Annotated in this window: 7 protein-coding genes and 1 tRNA gene; all 8 read right to left on the bottom strand. The window is 66.9% G+C overall.

Annotated elements, in window-relative coordinates:
• Positions 1-177: 177 nt before the first annotated feature.
• The gene (gene ychF / locus N5D91_RS18360) at positions 178-1,269 is read right to left on the bottom strand and encodes a redox-regulated ATPase YchF (RefSeq protein WP_180854765.1); all 1,092 of its coding nucleotides are present in this window, start codon (positions 1,267-1,269) and stop codon (positions 178-180) included.
• Positions 1,270-1,420: 151 nt separating this feature from the next.
• Positions 1,421-1,999, bottom strand: a complete 579-nt coding sequence (gene pth, locus N5D91_RS18355) for an aminoacyl-tRNA hydrolase (protein ID WP_110711134.1) — start codon at positions 1,997-1,999, stop codon at positions 1,421-1,423.
• Positions 2,000-2,047: 48 nt separating this feature from the next.
• Positions 2,048-2,665, bottom strand: a complete 618-nt coding sequence (locus N5D91_RS18350) for a 50S ribosomal protein L25/general stress protein Ctc (protein ID WP_014036085.1) — start codon at positions 2,663-2,665, stop codon at positions 2,048-2,050.
• A gap of 110 nt (positions 2,666-2,775) precedes the next feature.
• Complete coding sequence (locus N5D91_RS18345; protein ID WP_005415400.1) at positions 2,776-3,735, bottom strand: ribose-phosphate diphosphokinase; 960 nt, start codon at positions 3,733-3,735, stop codon at positions 2,776-2,778.
• 139 nt (positions 3,736-3,874) lie between these two features.
• A tRNA-Gln gene (locus N5D91_RS18340) sits at positions 3,875-3,951 on the bottom strand.
• An 11-nt stretch (positions 3,952-3,962) separates the two neighbouring features.
• Positions 3,963-4,832: a 4-(cytidine 5'-diphospho)-2-C-methyl-D-erythritol kinase gene (gene ispE / locus N5D91_RS18335; RefSeq protein WP_180854766.1), complete on the bottom strand. Its 870-nt coding sequence runs from the start codon at positions 4,830-4,832 to the stop codon at positions 3,963-3,965.
• Positions 4,829-5,488 (bottom strand): lipoprotein insertase outer membrane protein LolB, encoded by a 660-nt coding sequence (lolB, locus tag N5D91_RS18330; RefSeq protein ID WP_153856346.1) that lies wholly within the window; start codon positions 5,486-5,488, stop codon positions 4,829-4,831. Before lolB ends, ispE begins: the two co-directional genes overlap by 4 nt.
• Entirely contained in the window at positions 5,485-7,170 is a 1,686-nt protein-coding gene (locus tag N5D91_RS18325) for a tetratricopeptide repeat protein (RefSeq protein ID WP_180854767.1), read from the bottom strand. Before N5D91_RS18325 ends, lolB begins: the two co-directional genes overlap by 4 nt.
• Positions 7,171-7,196 lie beyond the last annotated feature (26 nt).

Genomic DNA, 7,196 nt, shown 5'->3' with positions numbered 1-7,196 from the left:
GGTTTTCCACACCACGCGTGGAAAGCGGTGGGGGTTTGGTGTGGACAAGTACTTGCGAGCCCTGTGCCGCAGGCGTTTCAGGGCATGATCAATTTTTGTCCACGCGTGCAACCGATGCCGGAAACGCGAACGCCCCGCACAAGGCGGGGCGTCCGGGGTCGATCCGCTGCTGCTGGATCAGACGTTGAAGCGGAAGTGCAGGATGTCGCCTTCCTGCACCCGGTATTCCTTGCCTTCCAGGCGCAGGCGACCGGCTTCCTTGGCGCCGGCTTCGCCCTTGTACTTGATGAAGTCGTCATACGCGATGGTTTCGGCGCGGATGAAGCCCTTCTCGAAGTCGGTGTGGATGACCGCGGCAGCCTGCGGGGCGGTGGCGCCCTTGCGCACGGTCCACGCGCGGACTTCCTTCACGCCAGCGGTGAAGTAGGTCTGCAGGCCGAGCAGGCTGTAGGCCGCGTTGATCACGCGGTTCAGGCCCGGCTCGCTCAGGCCGAGGTCGGCGAGGAAGGTATCGCGGTCTTCGTCGTCGAGCTGGGACAGCTCTTCTTCGATCGCGGCCGACACCGGCACCACCTGTGCGCCTTCAGCGGCGGCATGCGCGCGCACGGCTTCCAGGTGCGGGTTGTTGTCGAAACCGTCTTCCAGCACGTTGGCGATGTACATCACCGGCTTCAGGGTCAGCAGGAACAGATCGCGCACCAGCGCCTTCTCTTCCTCGTCCAGGGCCACCGAGCGGCCGGACTTGCCGTCGGACAGCGCCGCCTGCAGCTTGGCCAGCACCGGCTTGCGCGCTGCTGCATCCTTGTCACCGCCCTTGGCCGCGCGCTCGGCACGGTTCAGCGCCTTCTCGACGCTGTCCAGGTCGGCCAGCGCCAGTTCGGTATCGATGGTTTCGATGTCCGAAATCGGGTCGACCTTGTTGTTGACGTGGATGACGTCGGCGTTCTCGAAGCAGCGCACCACGTGGGTGATCGCATCGACTTCGCGGATGTGCGCCAGGAACTTGTTGCCCAGGCCTTCACCGCTGGCGGCACCGGCCACCAGGCCGGCGATGTCGACGAACTCGACCGCGGTCGGGATGACCTTCTGCGGGTTGATGATCGCTGCCAGCTCGTTCAGGCGCGGATCCGGCACCGGCACGATGCCGACGTTCGGCTCGATGGTGCAGAACGGGAAGTTCGCCGCGGCGATACCCGCCTTGGTCAGCGCATTGAACAGGGTCGACTTGCCGACGTTGGGCAGGCCGACGATGCCGCATTTGATACCCATGGGTGACAGCTCTCTGGGGTGAAAGTGATTGGTGAAACAGCGCGCGCGCTGCTTGGCCAATCCATCTCGGTGTTCAACATCTGCCAACCAAGGTTGGCAACTACCGGGGCCGGTTGATGCCCGTTGCCGACCAGCGGTCGGTACCCACCGGTTATTTCGGGGTGTGCAGACGCTTCATCGCTTCGCTGAAATCGCCCTGCACCGCCAGCGGCAGCACGTCGATCGCATCATCGATGGCGCGCGCGATCAGCACGTCGTCGTCCTTCGACGGGCGGCCAAGCACCCAACCCACCACGCGGTCCTTGTGGCCAGGATGGCCGATGCCCACGCGCAGGCGATGGAACTTGCCGTGGCCGAGCAGGCGGATGGTGTCGCGCAGGCCGTTCTGGCCACCGTGGCCACCGTCGAACTTCAGCCGCGCCACGCCGGGCGCCAGGTCCAGTTCGTCGTGGGCCAGCAGGGTTTCTTCCGGCTCGATCTTCCAGAACCGCTGTGCGGCGGTGACCGACTTGCCGCTGAGGTTCATGAAGGTGGCGGGCTTGAGCAGCCACACCGTCTGCCCGGCGATCTCGACCTTGGCGGTCTCACCGAACAGCTTGCTGTCCACATTCCATCGCGCACCGGCTTTTTCCGCCAGGGCCTCAACGAAATGAAACCCGGCATTGTGCCGGGTCCGGACGTGTTCCGATCCGGGGTTGCCCAGACCGACGATCAGTCGCAGTCCTGCCATGGTTCCTTCCAATACGGTGCCTGCCCGGAGGCAGGCACCGTAGCGGTATTACTCGGCGGCAGCCGCTTCTTCGTCAGCCGCGTCGGCCTTGCCGGCCTTGGCGGTGACGATGGCGTCGTCGTGGTCCTTGCCCAGCGCCAGGGCCGGGATTTCCACGCCCTTCGGCAGCTTGATGTTGGACAGGTACACCACGTCACCGGCCTTCAGCTCGCCCAGGTCGACTTCGATCGACTCCGGCAGGTCCTTCGGCAGGCAGGTGATGGTCACTTCCTTCAGTTCGTGGGTGACCACGACGTCGGCAGCCTTGCCAGCCGGCGAGGTGTCTTCGTTGATGAAGTGCAGCGGGACCGAAGCGGTCAGGGCTTCGTTCTCGTTCACGCGCTGGAAGTCCAGGTGCATGATCAGCTGCTTGTACGGGTGGCGCTGCATGTCACGCAGCAGGACCTTCTGCACCTGGCCGTCCAGGTTCAGGTCCAGGATCGAGGCATAGAACCACTCGTTCTGCTGGGCCAGCCAGATTTCGTTGTGGTCCAGGCTGATGGCGACCGGCTCGGCGTTGCCGCCGTACACGATGGCCGGGATCACACCAGCGTGACGCAGGCGGCGGCTCGCACCCTTACGCTGCAGTTCACGCTTGGTGACCTTGATTTCATGGGTCTTCGACATTTTCGACTACTCAGGTTGTTGCCGCGCCTTGCGGCGTGGCGGTTGAAGATGCTTCCGCGACCAGAAGCACCCGGGGTATGTCCCCGCCGTTGCCGGCAGGGACGAAAAACTCAGTCGACGTACAGCGAGCTGACCGACTCGCCGAAGGCGATGCGGCGCATCGTTTCGGCCAGCATTTCCGCCACGCTCAGCTGGCGGATCTTGCTGCACACCCGCGCTGCGTCCTTCAGCGGGATGGTATCGGTCACCACCAGCTCGTCGAGCTGGGAATTGGTGATGTTGTCCACCGCCGGGCCCGACAGCACCGCGTGGGTGCAGTAGGCGGCGACCTTGAGCGCACCGCGCGCCTTCAGGGCAGCGGCAGCGGCGCACAGGGTGCCGGCGGTATCGACGATGTCGTCGACCATCACGCAGGTCTTGCCTTCGACGTCACCGATGATGTTCATCACGGTGGAGACGTTGGCGCGCGGGCGGCGCTTGTCGATGATCGCCAGATCGGCGTCATCCAGGCGCTTGGCGACCGCACGGGCGCGGACCACGCCACCCACGTCCGGCGACACAACGATCAGGTTCTCGGTGCCGTAGGCGCGCCAGATGTCGGCCAGCAGCAGCGGGGACGCATACACGTTGTCCACCGGAATATCGAAGAAGCCCTGGATCTGGTCGGCGTGCAGGTCGACGGTCAGCACGCGATCAGCGCCAGCGGTGCTGAACATCTTCGCCGCCAGCTTGGCGGTGATCGGCACGCGCGAGGAACGCATGCGGCGATCCTGGCGCGAGTAGCCGAAGTACGGCACCACGGCGGTCACGCTGGCCACCGATGCGCGCTTGAGCGCGTCGATCAGCACCAGCAGTTCCATCAGGTTTTCCGCGCTCGGCGCGCAGGTCGGCTGGATCACGAATACGTCCTGCTTGCGGACGTTCTCTTCGATTTCCACCTGCACTTCACCATCGGAGAAGTGCGAGACCAGCGCCTTGCCCGGGCGAACCCCCAGTTCCTTGCAGATGTTCTGCGCCAGACGTTTGTTGGCGTTGCCGGAAAAGACCAGCAGGTTCGGGGACTCTTGCATCATGATTGTCTCGGGCGGGGACGAGTGGCGGGGATCCGGAGTCGGCAAGGACCCGATGGACCCTTGCTGCTGACAACACCGCGGTTGTTTCCACGTCCCGCGCAGGTGATGCGCTGGAAGGCGCGGACACAGCCGCTATTGGCAGGGGCGGTAGGATTCGAACCTACGAATGCCAGGATCAAAACCTGGTGCCTTGGGCCTCTTGGCGACGCCCCTGCATTGATAAATCAGTGTTGCTCGAGTGCATCCAGCAGTGGCGAACGCGCAACGCCCGCTGCCACCCTTGCCCGCAACTCCTTCGGCAACTTCGACCGTCCCTGCTCTGCGGCAGACTGCGATGCGAACTCGACGAAACAACCACTTCCCGAACCGGTCAGCCGCGCCGTGCCGATGTCGCTCAACGCAGCAAGCGCGGCCTCGACGGCAGGCTCACGGCGGCGCAGCACCGGTTCGAACGCGTTCCCGACCAGGGTCCCGGAAGCGAAGTCCTCTATTTTCGCCACTGGGCTGTCGCGCGTCAAATCCGGGTCTGCAAACAGGACCGGCGTGGGAACATGAACGCCCGGTTCAACCACCACATACCAGGCCGGGGCCAGCGTGATCGGCTGCAGCCGCTCGCCCACCCCTTCGGCCCAGGCATTGCGGCCACGCACGAACACCGGCACGTCAGCGCCCAGGCGCAGGCCCAGCGCGGCCAGCGCGTCTTCGTCCAGGCCCGCCTGCCAGAGTCGGTTCAGCACCACCAGCACGGTGGCTGCATCGGACGAACCGCCGCCGAAGCCACCACCGGCAGATACATGCTTTTCAACGATGATGTCCGCACCTTGCGCGACATTCGCCACTTCTTTGAGCAATCGCGCAGCGCGGACCGCCAGGTCATCTGCCTCGGCCACGCCAGCCAGCCCCTCGCCCTCACGGCGCACCTGGCCGTCTTCACGCAGGCGCAGGCCGATGCGGTCCCCCCAGTCCAGCAGGCGGAACACGGTCTGCAGCTCGTGGTAACCGTCGGCGCGGCGGCCGGTGATGTGCAGGAACAGGTTCAGCTTGGCCGGGGCCGGCCACCAGGACCAACCCGCGTCGTCGAACCCGGCACTCATGGCGTGCCCTGCCCCCACTGGTCCACCAGCAGGCGCACCTTGGCGTCGCCATTGCTGGCCTCGATCCGGCGCGGCACGGCCGGGCGCCCGGCCTCAGCCGGGTACCAGTCCAGGTACTGCACCTGCCATCCCATCTGCTGCATGCGGCGCGGCCGGCCTTCACCGTCGCGCTCGACCTTCTCCGGACCGGCGGCGTCGCCGGCCACCAGGCCACGGATCCACTCCGGCAGCTGGTTGACCGGAATGTCCCAGCCGGTCGCCTCCAACAGCAGCTGCTGGGCATCCTCGCCGTCACGCGGACCGCCGGCCAGCCCTTCCAGGCGGCCAGCTTCGGAATGGGTATCGCCGGTCAGCTTCCAGCTCTGCCGGGTCACCGGCGCGCTCAATTCGACCACGTAGCGGCGGCCGTCCTGCTTCCAGTCGATGCGGCCACTGCCGCCATCCTTGCCCTTGCTGACCGCGACCCGGCCCTGGAAAGCCCAGTCCGGCTGTGCCTGCAGCGCGGCCACGCGCGCGGCCTCGGCCTGCGCGGCTTCGGCGGACACGATCTCGACCACGGCCGGCGCCGGGGTCTTCTGCGTGCCGACGCTGGTGCAGGCGGTGACCGCCAGGGTCGCGGCCGCCAACAGCAGCGGCCGGATCAGGGAAACACTCATGGATTGAATTTCTCACGGGCGCGCAGCAGCGCGCGGTTTTCGGGGTCGAGCTTGGCCGCCTCTTCGAAGAAATGGCGGGCCTCATCGTGCTTGCCCAGCACCCACAGCACTTCGCCGACATGGGCGGCGATCTCCGGGTCCTTGGCCAGGGTCCAGGCACGACGCAGCTGCACCAGCGCCTCTTCCTTGCGGCCCAGGCGATACAGCACCCAGCCATAGCTGTCGACGATGGCGGCGTTGTCCGGCTCTGCCACGCGGGCGCGGTCGATCAGCTCCAGTGCTTCCTGCAGGCGGCCGGTGCGATCGGCCAGGGTGTAACCCAGCGCGTTCAAAGCCGGCACGTTCTCCGGATCGGTCACCAGGATCTTGCGCAGATCGGCCTCGGCGCGCGGGATGTCGTCGCGGCGTTCCCAGGTGAGCGCACGGGCGTACAGCAGGCCGTTGTCATCCGGGTAAGCGGCCAGGCCGCGGGCCAGCGCATCCAGTTCACCGGCACTGTCGTCGGCGCGCTGGCGCAGTTCGGCTTCCAGCAGGTAGGCGTCGCGGCGCACATCGTCGTCGACCACCGCATCGGACTGGATCGCGTGCACTTCATCCAGCGCCAGCGGCAGGCGCCCGGCCAGGGCCTGGGCATTGGCCGCGCGCAGGCGCGCCTCGCTCAGTTCATCGCCACCGGGCACGCTGTGATACCACTGCACCGCCTCGGGATAACGCTTCAGGTACTCGGCGATCTTGCCCAGCAGCAGGCGCTGCGCCGGATCCGGCTTGGCCGCCTGCCGCGACAGTTCGTTGTAGAGGTTCGACAGCGCGGCCTTGTCGCCCTGCTTGGCCAGCAGCGAGGCGCGCATGCCCCAGGTCTGCACGTCCTGCGGGCCGAACGCCAGCACGCGCTCGGCGGCGGCGGGCTGGCCGAGGCTGTCATAGGCGATGGCCACGGCATTGCGCAGTTCCGGGTCCTGGCGGGTCTTCGGCTCCACGTCGTGCAGCAGCGACAATGCCTTGTCGGTCTCGCCCGCCTGCTGCAGCTGGCTGGCACGCAGCAGCGCCACGCGCGGTTCTTCGGGGAAGCGCTTGACCACTTCATCGATCATGCGCCGCGCCAGCTCAGGCTTGTCCATGCGCAGGGCCAGGCGACCGAACTCCTGCCAGGCCTCGATCTTCGGCGGAATGGCGTTGGCGTCGACCAGCTCGCCCAGCACCTGCGCCGGCACCGCCGGATCACGGCCACCGCCGATCAGCGCGGCCAGCGCGAACTTCCAGCCACGCTCGTCGGGGTCGGCCAGCAGGGCCTGCAGTTCGGTGCGGGCCGCCTTCACATCGCCCTGGCGCATGGCCAGCGCACCGGCCGCACTGCGCATGGTCAGCGAGCGTGGGGCGCGCTGCTGCCACAGGGCCAGGCCCTTGGCCGCGCTGGCGTCATCGTTGGCCAGCATGGAAATGCGGGTCGCGCGCTCGGCCAGGCCGGCGTCGCCGTCGGTCTGCAGGGCCGCCTGCAGGTACCAGCGCGCGGCCTCGGCCAGCTTGCCGGCCTGCAGGGCAAATTCCCCGGCCATCACCGGTTCCAGCGCCAGTTCCTCAGTGGCCGCGGCCCGCACGGGGGCCTTGGCCGGCACCGCTGCCAGGGCCTGGCTGCAGGCCAGGGACAGCAGCAGAACACTGGGGATGCGAATCAATGCGGGCATCGTCGGCATCGGGGCCTTAAAATGTC

The sequence above is a fragment of the Stenotrophomonas sp. GD03794 genome (assembly GCF_029842145.1).
In the GTDB taxonomy this organism is placed as follows: Bacteria; Pseudomonadota; Gammaproteobacteria; order Xanthomonadales; family Xanthomonadaceae; genus Stenotrophomonas; species Stenotrophomonas riyadhensis.
The sequence above is the reverse complement of the archived record's forward strand: the minus strand, read 5'-3'. Positions and strand labels throughout refer to the sequence as shown.

Coding starts and splice junctions, on each gene's coding strand:
- lolB (WP_153856346.1), bottom strand. CDS start 5,488: ATGAGTGTTTCCCTGATCCGGCCGCTGCTGTTGGCGGCCGCGACCCTG.
- N5D91_RS18325 (WP_180854767.1), bottom strand. CDS start 7,170: ATGCCCGCATTGATTCGCATCCCCAGTGTTCTGCTGCTGTCCCTGGCC.
- N5D91_RS18345 (WP_005415400.1), bottom strand. CDS start 3,735: ATGCAAGAGTCCCCGAACCTGCTGGTCTTTTCCGGCAACGCCAACAAA.
- N5D91_RS18350 (WP_014036085.1), bottom strand. CDS start 2,665: ATGTCGAAGACCCATGAAATCAAGGTCACCAAGCGTGAACTGCAGCGT.
- ispE (WP_180854766.1), bottom strand. CDS start 4,832: ATGAGTGCCGGGTTCGACGACGCGGGTTGGTCCTGGTGGCCGGCCCCG.
- pth (WP_110711134.1), bottom strand. CDS start 1,999: ATGGCAGGACTGCGACTGATCGTCGGTCTGGGCAACCCCGGATCGGAA.
- ychF (WP_180854765.1), bottom strand. CDS start 1,269: ATGGGTATCAAATGCGGCATCGTCGGCCTGCCCAACGTCGGCAAGTCG.